Origin of the sequence: Polynucleobacter sp. HIN8 (assembly GCF_030297615.1) — a bacterium.
Classification (GTDB): Bacteria; Pseudomonadota; Gammaproteobacteria; order Burkholderiales; family Burkholderiaceae; genus Polynucleobacter.
The window spans coordinates 1,908,020-1,926,895 of the sequence record NZ_AP028139.1; the positions used below are offsets into that span (position 1 = coordinate 1,908,020).

Below are 18,876 nucleotides of genomic sequence, written 5' to 3' on the forward strand. Positions count from 1 at the left end.
AATGTGATTATTTAGCCCGCGAGGAGAGAATATGTTTGGTGCGATACCCGACTTTAACCAGAGCCTAGAAATGTTCAAAACGATGTGGGGTCAGAATGGCGCTGGGGCTCCTGGAACTTCTTTTATGCCAGACATGAGTGGGGGCATGTCAGGCTTTAATGGCGCAATGCCAACCTTTGATATTGAGGAATTGGATAAGCGTATCAAAGACCTCAAAAGCGTTGAGTCTTGGCTGAGCATGAACCTCAATGTTCTAAAGTCAACCATTCAGACCCTTGAAGTGCAGCGTGCCACCCTCATGGCGATCAAATCATTTAGCGAGGCGATGGCCAATCCTCCTAGTCCATCGAGCACCGAAGGTTCCTCAGAATCTAAGTCGAAAGAGCGCAAAAGCGCCAAATCCCGTCCGCGCCCAAAGAGCGCTGCAAAATCCTCTGGTGCCACAGATAGTTCAGGTGAGCAATAGCCTCGCCCATCGCAAAACTGAGCTGATGGTTGTCGAGCGGTCGTCGAAATAGAACTGGAATAATCTCATAGGCAGTTCGCGGCTCTTTACAGGCCATCACGGTCTCACTCAACCGAGCGCGGTGATGCTCATGCAACTGCTCGATTCGCTGATGTAACCCCTGAAATGGTTTGCCATGCGATGGCAAAACGAAAGTATCGGCAGGTAATGAGCGCCAACGATCGATTGATCGTAAATAAAGATCTAATGGGTTTGCATCGGGATCTGCATCATAGACACTGACATTGGTAGAGATACGGGGCAAGACCATATCGCCCGAGATAAAGATTCCTAGGTATGCGCAATATAGCGTGGCATGCTCAGGTGCATGCCCATACCCCATTTCTACTACCCAATCATGCTCACCTATTTGAATTCGATCGGCATCCATGATGCGGTGATAGCGTTTAGGTACTTCAGGGACTAAACGGCTGTAATAGTCTGCACGACTTCGAATCCGCTCAAGATCTTCAGCATGCTGCAAGCCATGGCGCGCATAGTGATCGGCCGTTCCGCCATTACCTGGGGTTGAACCAATGGCGGCGCCACCTTCTTTGCTGCTTAACCATTGAGCCATCAAAAAATCACTCATGGAAATCCATAGCCCAACCTTCCAACGCTCACACAGATAATGGGCCAATCCAATATGGTCCGGATGCATATGCGTAACCAATACTCGTAAAACAGGAAGGCCTTGAAGATGATTGGCAAAGATGGATTCCCAGCAAGACTTCGTCTGGTCATTGGTAATCCCGCAATCCACAATGGTCCAGCCTGGCTGACCATCCAATTCATCGCGCAAGAGCCACAAATTAATGTGATCGAGGGCAAATGGCAGCGGCATTCGTATCCAATACACGCCGGAGGCAACTTCCATCGTAGCTCCCTGTGCCACTAGGGTCTCCCCATATGGATAGACCAATTGGTTTATTGCATGATTATTACCTGCAGGTCCTGACTGGGTCATCTTTGAATCCTAATTAATTGCTAGATACACTCTTGGTATGAACAATCCGTTTCCAAAACTATTATCGTCGCAAGTCGCTTTTGATATGGCCCAAACCCTTCTTCAGGGGTTTATGCGCCATTACAGCATTTTTAGAGACGCTGGCCGCTTAGCCAAAGAAGCTTTTGAAAATCAAGACTGGCATGGCATTCGCCAACTATTACGTGATCGGATCACCTTTTATGACCAACGGGTAATTGAAACAGCTCACCATCTTGAAGAAGAGTTTGATGCGCATGCCCTATCCGATGAAATTTGGCAACAGGTGAAATTGCATTACATCGGACTTCTATCCAATCTTCATCAACCCGAGTTAGCGGAAACATTTTTTAACTCGGTTACAACACGAATTCTTGCAAGCAAATATTTCAATAACAAATTCATTTTTGTCCGCCCCACGATATCAACCGAATATTTAGAAAATGATGAGGCGCCCTCAAAGCCATCGTACCGGGCGTACTACCCTGGAGATACTCAGGGCCTTCAATCTGTTCTAAAAAGCTTAATTGCGAGTTTTGATCTTAAAAATCCCTTTGAAAATTTAGATCGTGATCTTGATTTAACAACTAAACTAATCAAAGAGTCTCTCTCGAGCACCACAAGCTCAACGGATTTTCAAATTCATGCGCTAAGCACAATTTTCTTTCGCAATAAAACTGCTTACATCATGGGACGCATCATCAATGGGGAAAGGATTTCTCCATTGGTGTTGGCCCTGATGCATAACTCTAAAGGTGAGCTAGTCATTGATGGCATTTTGCTTTCAGAGGTTCATCTACGTCTTATTTTTAGCTTCACCCATAGTTATTTTCTAGTTGATATGGAAGTCCCATCAGCCTATGTAACTTTTATGCGCAGTCTATTGCCGCATAAGCCTCGGGCCGAGCTCTACAACATGATTGGACTGCAAAAACATGGCAAGAACCTCTTCTACCGCGACTTTCAGCATCACCTAATGCATTCCACTGATCAGTTTCGGATTGCGCCTGGAATTCGAGGCTTAGTCATGCTGGTATTTGACCTGCCAAGCTACCCCTATGTATTTAAGCTTATTAAGGATTACTTTCCACCGCCTAAAGAGACCTCACGCGATCAGATTATGGCGAAATACCAATTGGTTAAGCAGCATGATCGGGTTGGACGAATGGCTGACTCTCTGGAATTTTCCAATGTGGCCTTTCCATTAAATCGATTTACCCCAGAATTACTAGCCGAGCTTGAAGAACACTGTGCATCACTGCTTGAGTTCAGCGGTGGCAATTATCCCAATGCTGAATTGGTGATTAAACATCTTTATATCGAACGACGTATGACCCCGCTCAATATTCGTCTTCAAGAGGGATCGCCTGCAGAAATTGAAGATGGGGTGATTCAATATGGCGAGGCAATTAAAAATCTAATAGCAGCCAATATCTTTCCAGGCGATTTGCTGTATAAAAACTTTGGTGTTACACGCTATGGGCGAGTTGCTTTTTATGACTACGATGAAATTGAATACTTAACGGATTGTGAAATTCGAGAAGTGCCTGCGCCACGCAATGAAGATGATGAGATGGCAAGCGAGCCCTGGTATCGCATCGGCCCTAAAGACATTTTTCCAGAGACTTATAAAACATTTTTGCTTGGCAATGATCAAATCCGTGATCTTTTGCTTAAACACCATGCTGATTTATTTCAACCTACAATGTGGCAGTCTTATAAGAACCGATTACTTGCAGGTGAAATTCCTGACTTCATTGAATACGATCAGTCACTACGATTAAGAAATATTTTCCCGGATAATTACCGATGATTCGAAACTTAGATGGCAGTATTGGCTCACCATGCATTAATTGGTGCGAAATGAATCCAAAGTCGAACTACTGCTTTGGATGCTTTCGCAGCATTGACGAAATTGCAAGCTGGTCTGATTTGAGTGAAGCCGATAAAGAAGCAGTGTGGTTAACTCTTGCCTTACGACAAGCGACTGCAAACTCTAGCGATTAACGTCCACAATAACCCGACCACGAACTTTGCCCTCGATCAGATTCTCGGCGCACTGAATACTCTCACCAAGAGAAATTTCCTTGGCGATCGTCATTAATTGGTCAGGCTTACACAAGGATGCAAGCTGGTCCCAAGCCTCAATGCGCTGTTGTTTTGGTTGAGTAACGCTATTGATTCCGTAAAGTGTGATGCCTCGCAAAATGAATGGGGCAACCGTCGCCGGAAAATCCATGCCCTGTGCTAAACCACATGCGGCAACTGCACCATTCGCCTTGGTTGCGGCGCACGCATTGGCTAAGGTATGGCTTCCCACCGAATCAATCACTCCAGCCCAGCGCTCTTTGGCTAGCGGCTTACCAGGCTGTGAAAGGCTGGCACGATCGATCACCTCAGTTGCTCCAAGCGATTTTAAATAAGGAGCCTCTTCAGGACGACCGCTGCTAGCAACAACGGTGAAACCAAGTTGATGCATTAGGCTAATTGCAAAACTTCCTACTCCGCCAGCTGCCCCAGTTACCAAAATCTCACCATTTGAGGATTTAAGTCCATGTCTTTGTAGCGCCATAATGCACAGCATGGCGGTATAACCTGCTGGTACCAATTGCTAAGGATTGTTTAGGTGTAAAGGCTTTAGGTAAAGGTATCAGCCATTCAGACTTTACGCTTGCCAACTGAGCCAACCCACCCCAATGAGACTCCCCCACACCCCAACCATTCAATATCACTAAATCGCCGATCTTAAACTCAGGACTTTTGCTTTCAATCACCTCGCCAGTTAGGTCAATCCCCGGGATCATGGGAAATTGGCGAACAATTGGCCCCTTGCCCGTAATTGCCAAACCATCTTTGTAATTTAATGTAGAGTAATGGACCTTAACCCGGACATCCCCATCTGGTAAGGCGCTTTCATCAACATCACTTAATTGAGCGCGATAACCTTGATCATCTTTATTAATTAAAATGGCTTTAAACATGGCGGGTTCCAAAATAGATTAAAAATTGAATGCGTGTACTTTATAAAACCGTTTATCCTATTGGTTCAGGATCGATTATGGGGCTTTTCATGAAACGTATTGTATTAATTGTTGCAACCCCTCTTATTTTAAGTGCTTGCGCTTCAACTGAGCTGACTATGTCGCTTGGAAATATGCGTCTAATTAACTCAAGCGCCGATCCTCAGCGCGTGATGGATTTTGCAAATAAAGTCTGCAAAGATGACTTTTACATCGGTGCTAGTTTTATTTCGAAGGCGGGCAAGGATTATCGATTTAAATGCGTCAGAGCCGATGAAAATGAAGCATTAATTCCCATTCCAACTACTAAAATTAATTCCTCTAAGTAAAGTTTTCATTGCAAACTCAATTCTCTTCCCTCGAGCTAAGGCAGGCATTCTCTAGCTTTCCCACAGGAGTCACGGTAATTACTGGGCTTCATTCTGATATGAAGCCAGTCGGGATTACGGTAAGCTCGTTTAATACCGTATCCCTATCGCCGCCACTTATTTTATGGAGCATTGGCAAACAGTCGGATCTAAAAAGCTGCTTTAGCGTTGGGCAGCGACAACTGATTCATGTTCTTGAGGCTAGTCAAAAAGATCTGGCTTTGATTTTTGCCAAACAAATCAAGAAAGATATTTTTGATTTAAATCACAGCATCAACAGCAGTGGCTTATATCGACTGGCAAACTGTGCCGCCTACTACGAATGTGAAACCGTTGCAGTTCATGAAGGTGGCGATCATCAAATTATCGTAGCTCGCGTTTTGGCGATTGAATACGATCCAGAGCTACAGCCATTACTGTTTGCGCATAGTCAATTTACGCAACTTGCATTTGATCCAGCAGGGAGTCTATGATGATGACGCTTTGGGGCAGAAAATCATCCATTAATGTTCAAAAAGTATTGTGGATACTTGCAGAGTTAGGTCTTCATGAAGGCCGCGATTTTGAACGAATCGATGCGGGCCTGCAATTCGGGGTTAATAAAACCCCTGAATTTTTAGCGCTTAATCCGAATGGATTAGTACCAACTTTGCGCGATGGAGAGTTAGTTCTTTGGGAGTCAAATTCCATCCTGCGCTACTTAGCTCATAAGTACGCCGATCGAAATCGCTTTTCGGTAGATATAGTAGCCATGGCAGCCTCCGATAAATGGCTCGATTGGCAATTGTCGACCTTGTGGCCAGCACTACGAATTCCGTTCCTAGGCTTAACTCGTGTTCCCGAGGCTGAACGAGACTATTTGGCAATCCATAAGGCGTTTCAAGAATCCAATGGATTACTCGGAATTTTAGATGCCGTCTTGAGCAAACAATCGTATTGTTCAGGGTCTAATTTTCATTTGGGCGACATCGCTCTCACGCTATGCGTAAAACGCTGGTACATGCTCAGCGATCAATACCCCGATAAAACTGGCCCGCGTGCTGAGTTACACCATATTGCCCGTTGGTACGATCAAATTTGTAAATCAACCCAATTGACCAAAGCGGTTGAGTCGTAATTAAACCTGTTTAAATTTCTTTTGCTGATGATCGGCGCCAATGTAAAGATACATCGCCGGCACCACGAATAAAGTAAATAGAGTGCCAATTGCAAGGCCAGTAAAAATAACGATCCCCATCGATTGGCGTCCAGCAGCCCCGGCTCCTGATGCAATTACAAGTGGAATAACGCCTAATACCATCGCGGCGGTCGTCATCAAAATTGGACGCAAACGAACACTGCTAGCCTCAATAATCGCCTCAAGCTTGGATCGTCCTGCCTCTTGAAGTTCGTTAGCAAACTCCACCATCAGGATTCCGTGTTTACTAATTAATCCCATTAAGGTTACTAATCCCACTTGGGTGTAGACGTTTAAGGTAGTAAATCCAAGGTTGATAAAGATTAATGCCCCAAATAATGCCAATGGCACAGAGACCAAAATAACCAAGGGATCACGGAAACTCTCAAACTGAGCGGCAAGAACTAAAAACACAATCAATACAGCAAACATCATGGTTACTAAAAATCCCCCTGACTCAGCCTTAAACTGACGCGATGGGCCTGCATAATCAATCGAATAGCCTGATGGTGCAGCTTCTTTAATGGCTTGCTCCAGAAAATCCAAGACCTCTTCTTGCGATACAAATGGAGTGCTTACACCACTAATCGTGGCTGAATTTAACTGCTGAAAGCGATTAATGGATTGGGGTACGACTCGACTTTGTATGGTTGCAATCGTTCTTACCTGAATCATGGCGCCGGTTGGCGTTTTAATGAAGTAGTCCAAAATCTGATCCGGATTTAAGCGATCTGCTTGCTTCACCTGAGGAATGACTCGATACGAGCGACCTGCGACTGAGAAATAATTAACAAAGCCGCCTCCTAAGGCAGCGGATAAGGCATTACCAACATCGCGCTGAGTCATTCCCAAAGCAGCTACTTTCTCACGATCAATTTGCAAGACGTCTTGTGGCTTATCAATCTTTAAATCTGAATCAACAAAGAAAAACATGCCGCTTTGCCTTGCTTTATCAAGAACTGCTTGCGATACCTCATTTAGATTGGCATAAGGCTCTGTCGTATTAATGACTACTTGGACTGGAAAGCCTTGGGCGCCTGGCAAGGCTGGGAATTGAAATGCAGCAATCCGTGTTCCTGCAATGCTATTCCATTTATTTTGCAGATCTTCCTGGAATTTGCTGGCACTACGGCTGCGCTCATCCCAGTCTTTCATAATCACACCACCAAAGCTTGAATTTGGACTGGTGATCTGAAACATTTGCTTATATTCAGGCTCTTTACTAGCAATCTGAAAAACCTGATCAGCATACCCTTGCATTTGATTCACTGTCGAATTCGGCGGACCAACGGCCGAAACCAGAACGATGCCCTGATCTTCTGTAGGCGCAAGTTCTGAACGTGCAGTTGCATAAAGGTACACAACGCCAATGAACAATAAAATTCCCATCACGATGATGACCTGCCAGGTTGATAGTAAGTCTCGTAATGTGTTTTGGTATGAATGTCGAACGCCTTCAAATACTCGATCAATCTTTTGCACAAACGAAGACATCTCCTCCTCTTGCGAAAAGAGTCGAGAGCACATCATTGGTGATAGTGTTAAGGCAACTACCCCCGAAACGGCTACAGCACCTGCTAGGGTAAATGCAAACTCAGTGAATAAGGCACCCGTTAATCCACCTTGAAAACCAATTGGAATGTAAACCGCAATCAGCACAATCGTCATTGCCAAAATGGGATTACCGAGCTCACGTGCTGCGATCAACGACGCTTCTAGCGGTGACTTCCCCTCTTTCATATGGCGATCGACGTTTTCAACCACAATGATGGCATCATCCACGACCAACCCAATTGCCAATACCAAAGCCAGTAGAGTTAATAGATTGATGGAATAGCCAAGGACTTGCATCATGAAAAATGTGCCAATTAATGACAATGGCATTGCCAACACCGGAACCGCAACTGCACGATAACTACCTAAAAAGAGATAGATAACAACCGTCACAATAATTAATGCTTCTAGAAGTGTTTGGACGACTTCTTGAATGGAGGTATTAATGAAATCAGTTGAGTCATACACAATCTTGGCATTTAAACCAGTTGGTAATTGCTTCTGAATATCAGGAAATGCATCACGAACTCGTTTAGCTACATCTAATAAGTTTGCATCGGGCGCAACTTTAATACCAATAAAGACCGATTGCTTGCCATTAAACGCGACATTGTTGTTGTAATCCTCAGATCCCAAAGTAACCGTTGCAACTTGGTCTAGATACACAATGTCTGCGCCATTGCGTTTAATGATTAATTTACGAAATTCATCTAAGGAGTGAAGGTCGGTATTGGCAACTAAATCGACCGAAACCATTTGACCCTTCGTGCTTCCTACAGGGGCTAAATAATTATTTGCTGCCATGGCTGCGTATACATCATCTGGAGCAACACCAAGTCCCGCCATTCGGTCCCGATCAAGCCACGCACGTAAGGCAAATTTACGACCACCTAAGATTTCGGCATTCTGCACGCCATTAATTGAATCCAACTTAGGCTTAACGACGCGTAATAGATAGTCTGTAATACTATTATTGGCAATATCGTCACTGTAAAAACCCATATACATTGCCGCAGTGGTTTGGCCGACCTGCACGGTCAAAATGGGTTGTTGCGCCTGGGGTGGCAATTGGTTCCGCACGGAACTAATTTGCGTATTAATTTGAGTTAGCGCTTGGTTCGCATCGTAGTTGAGGCGCAGGGTGGCAGTTATTGTAGAAATACCGCTAATGCTAATTGAAGATAAGTAATCAATGCCTTGGGCTTGAGCAATGGCCCCCTCCAAAGGTTGGGTGATGAACCCAGCAATCGTCTCGGGATCCGCCCCAAAATAGGTGGTGGTAATCGTTACCACCGCATTTTGAGTTTGTGGATATTGATTGACAGGCAATGACCCAACTGCTTTCAAGCCCAGTAACAAAATAAGCAAGCTCACCACGATTGCAAGTACTGGGCGACGAATAAACAAATCCGTCCATTGATGGCGCTGAAAATCTTGGCTCATTGCTCTTGTGGTTTTGGATCTGGTGAATTAGATGGCAAGACGCTGTTATTAACAATTAACGGTGTACCATTCTTTAATTTCAACTGTCCGCTGGTGACAACGGTCATGCCAGGCTCCAAACCTTTAAGAATCGCAACCTGATCACCTCGAGTTGCTCCCGTGGTTACAAATACCTGCTGGGCCTCTAGAATTGGAACCTTTTTCTTATCTAGGCGATTGGTTTTCTTGGCAATAAATACGGTACTACCATATGGGTTGTAGGTAACGGCGGTTTGGGGCAAAGTCAATAATTCAACCTTATCGCCTAAATTAATATTGACGTTTGCAAACATACCAGGCAACAGCTTTTTATCTGGGTTACTAATTTGGGCTTCAATTTGAATATTGCGTGTATTGAGCTCCACCTTAGGACTAACTGCCGTAATCTTTCCCAGAAATGCCACTTCTTTAAACGCATCGGTCTGTAATTCAATCGTTTGGCCAACTGCGATGATTCCAGCTGAGCTTTGGGGTAGAGTGAAATCCACAAAAATAGGGTCAATAGTTTGGAGCGTTAGCAGCTTATCGCCTGGATTAATGTATTGACCAGGATTAATGGTAACAATTCCAACTCGCCCACTAAATGGGGCTTTAAGATTCTTTTTGGCGATCAAAGCAATTTGCTGATCCACTTGCGCTTGTTTGGCCTTCATGTCGGCAGTACTAGTGTCATACACGTTCTTACTAATCGCCTGAATAGCTAATTGCGCCTTGTCTCGCTCATTAATGACCTTGGCTAAATCGGCCATCGCTTTTAAAGAATTCAATTGAGCAAGGTCTGCGGAGTCATTGAGCTTAATCAGTAATGAGCCCTCTTTAACATCCATACCAGACTTAACAGGAACCTCCACCACTAGTCCACCAACTTCGGTGCTTAAATCAACCCCTCGGAATGCACGAACGTTACCAACACTATTCATGCGAGGCTGCCATTCTTGCTTTTCAATCACTATGGTCGTTACCGAAGCGGGGGGAATACCCATACCAGCCATAAACTGGTTAAACATAAATGTTTTTAATTGGTTAAACGCAAAGATTAAGCCTAGTAAGATAAATACCCCGAATAGCATCACAACCATGCGACGCTTTAAGGGGGGCATTTGCATGAGGGCAGCATATGCTTTGGTCTTTTTAAAACGCTCACGTGGTCGCAAACGTGCCCCAATCCATGCAAATTTAGCCCAAATTAGCTTGAGCGTTTTTTCTGTAAAAAGCGTGTTTTTTATCCAAGCAACGAATTGATGAAATTGATTCATGAGCCGATCTCTTAATGACTTTGTTTAGGCGAGCCCACTTGCTCACCGGCCTGCGCCTGAAAAGCTGGACCGCTGCGATTCCACCATCCGCCACCAAGCGCAGCAAATAATGCGGCGGTATTAGCAAAACGACTTGCTTGAACATCAATCAAACGAAATTTGGTTTGCTGATATTGACGCTGAGCAATTAATACAGCAAGGTAACTTCCAGTACCCAGCTTATATTGTTCTTCTAATAAATTGAGATACTCCAAGGCATTACTTTCGGCTTCTGAGGCCGCTCTAAGAGCTAAGGCATCACTTTCAAGCGCTTGTAAGGCATTTGCTACTTCTTGAAATGCATTGAGGACAGTGGCTTGATATTGATACACTGCGGATTCATAAGTGGCAAGCGCGCTGCGTCGCTGTGCAAGCAATGCTCCACCTTGGAATAAAGGTTGAAATACTCCGCCAGCCACAGACCAAATTGCAGCATTAGGTCCAAATAAGGCCCCAGTCGTTAAGGCTTGCGATCCCATCGCACCACTCAAAGTAATTTGCGGCAAAAGATTAGCGGTTGCCACGCCCACAAGTGCATTGGTCGACTTGATGTACGCCTCCGCTGCACGAATATCTGGGCGCTGACGAACGAGCTCTGATGGAATCGAAAGCGGAATGCGTTCTGGTAAATTGAGTTTGGCTAAATCAAACTTTGCTAGCTGTGCATTACCAGGAAAATCGCCCACATAGACTGCTAGTTGATTACGAGTAAATGAAAGATTTTTATCAATATTTAATAAATCAATTTGAGAGCTAGCCGCAAGCGAAACCTGAGACGTTAAATCAACTCGAGATACCGTACCAATTTCCAATTGCTTGCGAATAATATCGGCCAAATTTTTCTGGGCCTCATAGATCTCTAAATTGGATTGGTATTGGGCACGAAGTGCTGCCTCTCGAATTGCGGTTGTAACAATATTTGCTGTCAAGCTTAGGTAGGCGCTCTCAAGTTGAAATCCAGAAATTTCTGCTTGGGCCTGAGCACTCTGGACTGCACGTCGAGCACCACCAAACACATCCAAGTTGTAATTCACGGAAACCGATGTGTTGTAAAGATTGAAGATATTTGGGTTTCCTGAACTTAATCCAAAGCTCGAAGGCGTAATTTGTTGTCGCGTTGCTGAAGCTCCCAAACCAATACTTGGAAATAAAAGGGATCCAAACGCAGCATTTGCATTTTCTTGAGCTGCACGCAAGGTCGCATCAGCCGAGGCTAAAGTTGGGTTCCGTTTTAGAGCCTGCTTAATGAGTGCATCTAATTCGGGGGAGCGATACAAGGACCACCATTCTGCAGGAATGTCAGCAGCGGGATCGAATGTCTGTTTGGTCCCCCCGATACTCGGGGCTGTTGCCAATTCTGAAGAAACTGGCTTTTCGGTATAGACACCAACTTTTGGTGCATCAGGCTTTTTAAAATCTGGCCCTACAGCGCAAGCCGTTAAACCAAGGCAAACCAGAAGACTAAAGCCGTACTTGAGTGGATTTAGTGAAATGGAATGATGGAGGGAAGATTGAGAATCAAAATGGCTCTTCACATCCATTATTTGACCACAATGAGACTGCTTTTGGATGAATTACTCGACCGTAACACTTTTAGCTAAATTACGTGGTTTATCAACATCCGTACCAAGGGCTACTGCGGTGTGATAAGCCAAGAGTTGTAATGGGATCACGTGTAAAAGAGGTGACAAATTTCCGTAATGCTCTGGTAGCCGGATCACCTGAATACCGTCTTCACTTTTAATTTCTGTACCCTGATCAGCAAAGACATAAAGACGCCCGCCGCGTGCCTTGACCTCTTGCATATTTGATTTCAACTTTTCAAGCAGCACATCATTGGGAGCTACGGTAACAACCGGCATGGCCTCGGTTACCAAGGCAAGCGGTCCATGCTTTAACTCGCCTGCTGGATAGGCTTCTGCATGAATATAAGAGATCTCTTTTAACTTCAAGGCCCCCTCGAGAGCGATCGGAAAATGTAAGCCGCGCCCCAAGAAAAGTGCGTTTTGACAGTTCGCAAAGGATCGACTCCAAGCAATAATTTGTGGCTCTAATGCTAATACAGCATGGATTGCTTGCGGCAAATGGCGCAAATCTTCAAGAACTTTTTTCTCAGCAGGTAGTGATAAGTGTTTTGAGCGTTTTGCAATCGTATTAGCCAATAAGTACAAAGCAACCAATTGAGTGGTAAACGCTTTGGTAGACGCTACTCCAACTTCAGTGCCGGCGTGTGTCAAAAAGTGCCATTTAGTTTCTCGTACCATGGCACTCGAAGCTACATTGCAAATCGATAAGCTTAAGGGGTGTCCGAGCTGTTTAGCATGGCGCAAGGCTGAGAGAGTATCAGCCGTTTCTCCCGATTGAGAGACAACAACAATTAAAGATCGAGGGTTTGGAATCGATTGTCGATACCGATATTCGCTAGCAATTTCAACCTGGGTTGGAATCTTTGCAATGTCTTCAAACCAATACTTAGCTACGCATGCAGAGTAATAACTTGTTCCGCAAGCAAGGATCAATACCTGATCAAACTCCTGCCATTCCTTAGAATCTGCAGCAAATAATGCGGGACTAAGTTCGTCAATGTTTGCAATCGTGTCTGAGACCGCACGCGCTTGCTCGAATATCTCTTTTTGCATGAAATGTTGATAGGGCCCTAACTCCACTGCTTGGGCCTGAACAGGCATCGGCTTAACTTCTCGCTCAATGGCCTGACCGACCTGGTCCCAAACCGTAAAGCCATTGACGGTTAATGTGACAAGATCGCCTTCCTCAAGATAAACCATTGTTTTGGCTTTACCAGATAAAGCAAGTGCATCTGAGGATAAATAATGACCATCATCGCCGATTGCAATAATAAGTGGCGAACCTGCTCGTGCCCCCACCATGAGATGGGGCTCTGCTTGAGCAATGACAGCAATCGCATAAGCGCCTTTTAGTTGCTTGGTGGCTTGTGTCACAGCAATTTTTAGATCTGGCTTATCGAGCTTAATGAACTCCTGATGAACTAAATGGGCAATGACCTCGGTATCGGTCTCAGACTCAAACACATATCCAGAAATTTTTAACTGATTACGTAATGCCTCATAGTTTTCAATAATGCCGTTATGAACAACAGCAATTTGGCCATTGGAAATGTGTGGGTGAGCATTATGCGTATCGGGCCTGCCATGCGTCGCCCAACGCGTATGTGCAATCCCGACCTGTCCGCAAAAGTCTTGCGCCTGCTTTGCTAAATCAGCTACACGATCAGTGGTTCGAGCGCGCCTAATGGGATGAGATCCTTGCTGACTATCAATGACAGCGAAGCCACAGGAGTCATAACCCCGATACTCCAAGCGTCGTAATCCTTCAATTAAGGTATCGACGATATTCGTTTTGGCAACTGCTCCAACGATTCCACACATAAAAGGGATTTACTTTCGAGAGGTCTTTTTTATCTTTGGCGATCCGCTTTTTGCTTTTGTGGGTCGCTGCCAATCAATGGAAATTTGTTTTGCTCTCGATACGGTTAATTTGCCTGATGGCGCATCTTTGGTCAGCGTCGTTCCTGCCCCTAGCGTTGCACCTTTACCTACTTTTACGGGAGCAACTAACTGCGTATCCGATCCTATAAACACATCGTCTTCAATTACGGTTTGATGCTTATTAACACCATCATAATTACAAGTAATTGTTCCCGCGCCGATATTGACTCGTGATCCGACAATTGAATCTCCCACATACGCGAGATGATTGGCTTTGGTCTGTGCAGCAATTCGGCTATTCTTTACTTCCACAAAATTTCCAATGTGCACTTCGCTTCCTAATTCAGCGCCTGGTCGAATCCGCGCATAAGGACCAATGCGATTGGCTGGACCGATCTTAGCCCCATCTAAATGGCTAAATGCTTCGATCGCTGCACCCTCTCCAATCTGTGTATCTTTAATGACACAATAGGGTCCGATGCGAACCTTATCGGCCAAAGTCACGGCTCCTTCAAAAATACATCCAACGTCAATCCAAACATCTTTTCCACAATTGAGCTCACCACGTACATCAATTCGATGAGGATCAAAAAGTGTGACGCCATTCTCTAAAAGCGCATGCGCAAGCTGATGCTGTAGAACACGCTCTAACTCCGCCAATTGCGAACGACTGTTAACTCCTAAAATTTCATAATCATTAGCCGCTTGAGCAGAGCGAACGGGAACCCCTGCTCTAACCGCCATTGCTATCACATCCGTTAAATAGTATTCACCTTGCGCATTTTTAGCTTTGATGTCTTTTAGCCATTTGCCTAACTCTTCGGTAGGCAAAACCATGATGCCGGTATTAATTTCTTGAATCGAGCGAATGGCCAGATTGGCATCTTTTTCCTCAACAATTGCATCAATATTGCCATCGATATCGCGAACGATTCGTCCATATCCATGCGGATTTTGCATACGATGGGTCAGTAAGCCAACGGCCCCATCACTCAAGCGGACAAGCTTTTTCAAAGTTTCTTTAGAACACAGCGGTACATCGCCATACAAAACAAGTGTGGGTAATAAACGATTTAGCTTTGGTAAAGCCTGTAAGAGCGCGTGACCTGTACCTTTTTGCTCTTTTTGTAAGACCGTTTTTACATTTCTAAAGCGCACTTCTAAGCTGGCCAAATGAACTAAAAATGATTGAACCTGCTCCGCCCCATGTCCAATGACAACAATCGGCTCGGCCTTGGGCGCAAGTGCTAATGCTGTTTCAAGCACATGCTGAAGTAACGGCTTTCCCGCTAAGGGCTGCAAGACCTTTGGTAAGGCCGATTTCATGCGCTTGCCTTGCCCAGCAGCCAAGATGACGATATTCATATGACTAATTATAGAGCTTAGAACCATCTAGATTTATTTGAATAGGAACTAATTAATCTTTGTTAATCCATGTCAGTGAAGACCACGAAGGTTCAATTGATTCACAGGCATCAATGCCTTCGTCGATAGCGCGGTCGCCCTCGTACGATTTACTTAAATGAGCTAAATCAGAATGAATAGTTAGATTCTGAAAATCAAAAGCATCCTGATCTAATAAATGGGAAGGAACAATGTGATGTAAGGAACGAAATAGATTTTCAATTCGTCCAGGAAAATCCCTCTCCCAATCACGTAATAATTTTTTCATCGCAGATCGTTGTAAGTTGGGCTGACTTCCACATAAGTCACACGGAATAATTGGAAATTCCATTGATTGTGCATAGCGTTCAATCAACTTTTCTGGAACATAGGCTAATGGCCGAATCACTAAATGGCGGCCATCATCTGAACGCAACTTCGGAGGCATTGCTTTGAGCTTGCCGCCATAAAACATATTTAGTAATAATGTTTCTAAGATGTCCTCGCGATGGTGACCTAAAGCAATCTTCGTTGCGCCAAGCTCATCCGCTACTCGATACAAAATCCCACGGCGTAAACGGGAACATAAACCACAAGTTGTTTTCCCCTCAGGAATCACGCGCTTCACAATGCTATAGGTATCCTGCTCTTCAATATGAAACGGGATATTAAGTTGACGCAAGTAATTAGGTAGCGTATCGCTTGGAAAGTTGGGCTGTTTTTGGTCTAAGTTGACAGCAACCAAATCAAATGAAATGGGGGCTCGCTCACGTAACTTCAGCAAAATATCTAGTAGGGTGTAGCTGTCTTTACCGCCAGATAAACACACCATCACTTTATCCCCATCGGCAATCATGCCAAAATCACCGATGGCCTGACCAACCAGACGACATAGTTTTTTATCTAGCTTATTTTCTTCAAATGCTTGCTTGCGAGGGTCTACCATCTGCGGCTCCAATTAGCCTTACGGTTGCTTCATCTTAAAGACTTCGACGCCAACTGCCTCACAATCCGGATAGACATCGGGCTTTGCAGTACTAACTCGAACTGCCATCACATTTGGATGCTCAAGAATTGCAGCAACAATTTCATCGCAGAGGGTCTCTTGTAAATGGATGTGCCCACGTTTGACGCGCTCAACAATTGTTTTACGAATGAAATCATAATCAAGTACCTCCTCTAAGCGATCCTGCTTCGGAGTATTTAGTTCCAAAGGAACATAAATCTCGACATTGAATATCACCCTCTGTTCAGCGCGCTTTTCAAAATCATGAACACCAATATTGATATAAACCTCGTAATCTTTTAAAAAAAGACGTCGACAATGTATCAGGCTTGGATGGGAAAGTAATGAGTACATAGAACCTATTATTTAATTTTGAACATCACATCACGGTCGGATGCCAATAAATGTTGCCCGCCATCAACATACAGTGTAGTGCCAGTAATGGACTTGGCGTTGGCCAAGAAAAATGCGGCGCTAGCTATGTCATGGGCGCTTGAAGAGAATCCCATCGGAGTTACTTGGTGGGCTTTCTCAAACTCGGACTGACTTTGATCGCCCGATGGTAAGGTAATTCCTGGGGCTAAACCAACCGAGCGCATATACGGCGCAAAATCACGAGCCATCATTTCAGTAGCAGTCAGCAATGCACTCTTAGAGAGCGTATAAGAAAAATAATCGGGATTTAAATTAATTAGTTTTTGATCCAAAAGCTGAATCGTTGCAGGAACAAAATCTTTGTTAATTGGCTGAGTCTTGAGGTGACGAAACATTGCTTGAGCCAAAATAATTGGTGCCGCTAGATTAATTTGTGTATGCCGCTCAATGAGGTCGGCGCTTACGGGATGATCAGTTTGGCTAGGACGATCGTATTCAAAAATCGCAGCGCTATTGATTAAACAATCAATTCTTGAGAAATGATCAATGCTTTTTAAGATCAGCGACTCTGCTTCTTTTTGATAGGCGAGATTTGCCTGTACTGCAATCGCCTCTACTCCCAATGCCCGAATCTCATCAAGTACAGCTTCAGCCTCTTGGGCGGATTGGCCATAATGAATAATGACATTCCAGCCCTGGTTGGCAAAATGCAAGGCGATTTCCCGACCAAGACGCTTGGCTGCGCCGGTGACCAAAACTGTCCGATCTACCATTGTTTTCATAGGCTGTAGAAAAACTCACTTAGACTAGCGAGCTATGGATATTAACCTGACCAAGGCCGAAGCGGAGCATTTAAAAGCTGTCCTGACCAAAATTTCCCAAGAAATTGAGGAAAAAGGTGGCTGGATTCCTTTTTCACGCTACATGGAAATTGCTTTGTATCAGCCAAATCTTGGTTATTACACAAGCGCCCTTGAGAAATTTGGACGCTTTGGTGATTTCTTAACAGCTCCAGAAATTAGTCCATTTTTTGGTCAAACCATCGTCAATACAATTCTGCCAGTCCTCGATAAATTAAGAATCTATGGGCACCCGACCCGGGTGATCGAAATCGGTGCCGGTACTGGGCAACTTGCCAAAACGATCCTATTAGACCTGCATCGACGTGGCTTTACCTTAGATGAATATCACATCATTGACGTATCACCCAACTTAATTGAGCGTCAACACGAATTATTATTTGATGTATGTCAAAGTCACGGGATTCAAACACGTTGCCAGTGGCATTCAGAGTTTTTACCAAGCTTTCATGGTGTCATTCTGGCCAATGAAGTGCTCGACGCGATTCCATGTGAACGCATTGTCTACCAAGATCATGCTTGGTACTACGCTGGAGTTGGACTCGGATCTAAGCCGGACCAACCCCTTACATCGGCACCTGGAGCACAACTAGAGATCCAGCCATCAATTGACAACGTTGCTGATGGATACATTACCGAAATCCATCCTCAGGCAGAGGCATGGTTTAAACAGCTAATCAATCGATTTGAACAAGGTCTCTTATTGATGATTGACTATGGCTTTCATCATCATGAATATTATCACCCCCAACGAAATACTGGAACGCTGATGGCGCATTACCGTCATCAAGCACTAACTAATGTTCTTACTCTTCCAGGAATATCGGATATCACTTGCCATATTAATTTTTCAAGCCTTTTGCATTCAATTGAAGATGCAGAGAATAGTCAGTCATTTTTTTCTAGCCAAGCAACTTATTTATTAGATGCTGGCATTACCGATCTGGTATTGCAGCAATCTGACCCGAATGATCCTCAGCAAATGATCGCAATATCCAACGGGATTCAGAAACTAATCTCAGAGGCAGAAATGGGCGAACTATTCAAAGTATTGGCTTTTGGGAAAAACTTGGGCAGTCTTGATTTAGACCTCCATGCACTCCCTGGCTTTAGAGGTCGTAATCGTGTTTATTGAGATAAGGTCTCTTGAATCAGTAAGAGGCGCGCCTTCTCAAGCTCCGCATGAATTGCTTTACCTAGCTCATTAACATTAGAACGTTGGCTCACAGACGCAGCAATTTGTCCGGCATCAATACCCATCAATTGATTGACAAGCGTTACCCAAATAGCAGTATCAACTCCTAGCGCCTCATAAAGAACCAGTAATTCGCTAATGCGATTTGGCTTACGCCACAAATCCGCTCGATTAAAAAATGCCAGCATATCCTTGGCGATTAAT

At 44.4% G+C, this 18,876-nt stretch carries 16 protein-coding genes and 1 pseudogene; 7 read left to right on the forward strand and 10 right to left on the reverse strand.

From position 1 onward, the window contains the following. Positions 1–31: 31 nt before the first annotated feature. Complete coding sequence (locus tag QUE65_RS09965; RefSeq protein WP_286280957.1) at positions 32–466, forward strand: PhaM family polyhydroxyalkanoate granule multifunctional regulatory protein; 435 nt, start codon at positions 32–34, stop codon at positions 464–466. Here QUE65_RS09965 and QUE65_RS09970 read toward each other — a convergent pair. Continuing rightward, a complete protein-coding gene (locus tag QUE65_RS09970) occupies positions 372–1,472 on the reverse strand; it encodes an MBL fold metallo-hydrolase (protein WP_286280958.1) in 1,101 nt (366 codons plus the stop codon). The genes QUE65_RS09965 and QUE65_RS09970 overlap by 95 nt on opposite strands. 37 nt (positions 1,473–1,509) lie before the next feature. Between QUE65_RS09970 and aceK the strand changes: the two genes are divergently transcribed. Both aceK and QUE65_RS09980 read left to right on the forward strand, forming a co-directional pair. Then, positions 1,510–3,303 (forward strand): bifunctional isocitrate dehydrogenase kinase/phosphatase, encoded by a 1,794-nt coding sequence (gene aceK / locus QUE65_RS09975; RefSeq protein WP_286280959.1) that lies wholly within the window; start codon positions 1,510–1,512, stop codon positions 3,301–3,303. Beyond that, the gene (locus QUE65_RS09980; protein WP_215370545.1) at positions 3,300–3,497 is read left to right on the forward strand and encodes a DUF1289 domain-containing protein; all 198 of its coding nucleotides are present in this window, start codon (positions 3,300–3,302) and stop codon (positions 3,495–3,497) included. Before aceK ends, QUE65_RS09980 begins: the two co-directional genes overlap by 4 nt. Here QUE65_RS09980 and acuI read toward each other — a convergent pair. Then, positions 3,487–4,471, reverse strand: a pseudogene (gene acuI, locus QUE65_RS09985) (acrylyl-CoA reductase (NADPH)). The gene QUE65_RS09980 and the pseudogene acuI sit on opposite strands and share 11 nt — an antisense overlap. Positions 4,472–4,560: 89 nt before the next feature. Here acuI and QUE65_RS09990 point away from each other — a divergent pair. The 3 genes from QUE65_RS09990 to QUE65_RS10000 are packed head-to-tail and all read left to right on the forward strand — an operon-like array spanning position 4,561 to position 5,995. Then, a complete protein-coding gene (locus QUE65_RS09990) occupies positions 4,561–4,839 on the forward strand; it encodes a hypothetical protein (protein ID WP_286280960.1) in 279 nt (92 codons plus the stop codon). A gap of 8 nt (positions 4,840–4,847) precedes the next feature. Further along, positions 4,848–5,351 carry a flavin reductase family protein gene (locus QUE65_RS09995; protein WP_286280962.1) on the forward strand — a complete coding sequence of 168 codons (504 nt, stop codon included), beginning with the start codon at positions 4,848–4,850 and terminating at the stop codon, positions 5,349–5,351. Further along, positions 5,348–5,995: a glutathione S-transferase family protein gene (locus QUE65_RS10000; protein ID WP_286280963.1), complete on the forward strand. Its 648-nt coding sequence runs from the start codon at positions 5,348–5,350 to the stop codon at positions 5,993–5,995. The genes QUE65_RS09995 and QUE65_RS10000 overlap by 4 nt, the downstream gene beginning before the upstream one ends. Here the strand turns inward: QUE65_RS10000 and QUE65_RS10005 are convergent, their stop codons facing one another. From QUE65_RS10005 to QUE65_RS10040, 8 genes are all read right to left on the reverse strand, one after another. After that, positions 5,996–9,052, reverse strand: coding sequence for an efflux RND transporter permease subunit (locus tag QUE65_RS10005; RefSeq protein ID WP_286280964.1), 3,057 nt, complete (start codon positions 9,050–9,052; stop codon positions 5,996–5,998). Further along, on the reverse strand, positions 9,049–10,191 hold the full coding sequence (locus tag QUE65_RS10010) for an efflux RND transporter periplasmic adaptor subunit (protein ID WP_286282522.1): 1,143 nt from the start codon (positions 10,189–10,191) through the stop codon (positions 9,049–9,051). Before QUE65_RS10010 ends, QUE65_RS10005 begins: the two co-directional genes overlap by 4 nt. A gap of 167 nt (positions 10,192–10,358) precedes the next feature. After that, a complete protein-coding gene (locus QUE65_RS10015; RefSeq protein ID WP_286280966.1) occupies positions 10,359–11,921 on the reverse strand; it encodes an efflux transporter outer membrane subunit in 1,563 nt (520 codons plus the stop codon). 39 nt (positions 11,922–11,960) lie between these two features. Next, the gene (gene glmS / locus QUE65_RS10020) at positions 11,961–13,793 is read right to left on the reverse strand and encodes a glutamine--fructose-6-phosphate transaminase (isomerizing) (protein ID WP_286280968.1); all 1,833 of its coding nucleotides are present in this window, start codon (positions 13,791–13,793) and stop codon (positions 11,961–11,963) included. A gap of 9 nt (positions 13,794–13,802) precedes the next feature. Further along, positions 13,803–15,218: a bifunctional UDP-N-acetylglucosamine diphosphorylase/glucosamine-1-phosphate N-acetyltransferase GlmU gene (gene glmU, locus QUE65_RS10025; RefSeq protein WP_286280969.1), complete on the reverse strand. Its 1,416-nt coding sequence runs from the start codon at positions 15,216–15,218 to the stop codon at positions 13,803–13,805. A 52-nt stretch (positions 15,219–15,270) separates the two neighbouring features. Beyond that, entirely contained in the window at positions 15,271–16,182 is a 912-nt protein-coding gene (gene ttcA, locus QUE65_RS10030) for a tRNA 2-thiocytidine(32) synthetase TtcA (protein WP_215370568.1), read from the reverse strand. 18 nt (positions 16,183–16,200) lie between these two features. Beyond that, positions 16,201–16,596 (reverse strand): dihydroneopterin aldolase, encoded by a 396-nt coding sequence (locus QUE65_RS10035; RefSeq protein ID WP_286280971.1) that lies wholly within the window; start codon positions 16,594–16,596, stop codon positions 16,201–16,203. Positions 16,597–16,604: 8 nt separating this feature from the next. Next, entirely contained in the window at positions 16,605–17,399 is a 795-nt protein-coding gene (locus QUE65_RS10040) for an SDR family oxidoreductase (RefSeq protein ID WP_286280972.1), read from the reverse strand. Between the two features lie 34 nt (positions 17,400–17,433). On the opposite strand from QUE65_RS10040, the gene QUE65_RS10045 reads away from it, so the two are divergent. After that, positions 17,434–18,612 (forward strand): class I SAM-dependent methyltransferase, encoded by a 1,179-nt coding sequence (locus QUE65_RS10045; RefSeq protein WP_286280973.1) that lies wholly within the window; start codon positions 17,434–17,436, stop codon positions 18,610–18,612. Positions 18,613–18,876: the final 264 nt, after the last annotated feature.